2 rRNA genes are annotated in these 1,174 nt (G+C 49.7%); both read right to left on the reverse strand.

The features are described 5' to 3' along the window. A 23S ribosomal RNA gene (locus tag ACE41H_RS25115) occupies nt 1-779 on the reverse strand; the annotation flags it as partial. A gap of 339 nt (nt 780-1,118) precedes the next feature. Beyond that, nucleotides 1,119-1,174 (reverse strand): 16S ribosomal RNA (locus tag ACE41H_RS25120); the annotation flags it as partial.

Raw genomic sequence — 1,174 nt, forward strand, 5'->3', positions numbered from 1 at the left:
GGCCTCCAGTGCGTGTTACCGCACCTTCACCCTGGACAGGGGTAGATCACCCGGTTTCGGGTCTACGCCCACGTACTACTTCGCCCTATTCAGACTCGCTTTCGCTGCGGCTACGGCTTCTCACCTTAACCTTGCACGGGAGCGTAACTCGCCGGTTCATTCTACAAAAGGCACGCCATCACCCATAAAAAGGGCTCTGACTTCTTGTAAGCACACGGTTTCAGGTTCTATTTCACTCCCCTTCCGGGGTGCTTTTCACCTTTCCCTCACGGTACTGCTTCACTATCGGTCGCCAGAGAGTATTTAGCCTTGGCAGATGGTCCTGCCGGATTCATACGGGGTTTCACGTGCCCCGCACTACTCGGGATCCGTCTCGGAGGGTGTACCCTTTCAACTACAGGGCTGTTACCTTTTATCGCGGGCCTTTCCAGACCTCTTCATCTACGATACACCTTTGTAACTCCATGGGAGACGTCCCACAACCCCAGGAAGCAAGCTTCCTGGTTTGGGCTACTCCGCGTTCGCTCGCCGCTACTGACGGAATCACTATTGTTTTCTCTTCCTCAGGGTACTTAGATGTTTCAGTTCCCCTGGTATGCCTCTCATTCACCTATGAATTCAGTGAATAGTGACTGTCAATTACGACAGCCGGGTTTCCCCATTCGGACATCCCCGGATCGAAGCTTGCTTACAGCTCCCCGAGGCATTTCGTCGTTCGCCACGTCCTTCGTCGGCTTCTGGCGCCTAGGCATCCTCCGTGTGCTCTTAATAGCTTAACCTAGCGTTTACTTGTAAACGCGATTGTTCAATAAAGAAGTGATTTTTGCCGAAGGCAAAATATCTTTCCTTATTGGCTATCATTTTATACTTCACTTGTTGACACAAGCTCAGCTAAAAGGATGATTCTAAAACGCAATGTTTCGTTTCGGTATCCAGTTTTCAAGGTGCAACGCTGTTTCACAGAAACAGCACCCTGTATGAAACTCAATTCATCTCTGAATGAATTTCATGCAGTATATTGAGAGTTTGAGCTCTCAAAACTGAGCAACGAGTGAGCAACAGGCCGAAACCTGATTTTACATTTGAATGCTTCCATCGCAGGAAGCGATTCTCCATAGAAAGGAGGTGATCCAGCCGCACCTTCCGATACGGCTACCTTGTTACGACTTCACCC

Source organism: Paenibacillus enshidis, from assembly GCF_042136365.1.
Lineage (GTDB): Bacteria > Bacillota > Bacilli > Paenibacillales > Paenibacillaceae > Paenibacillus > Paenibacillus enshidis.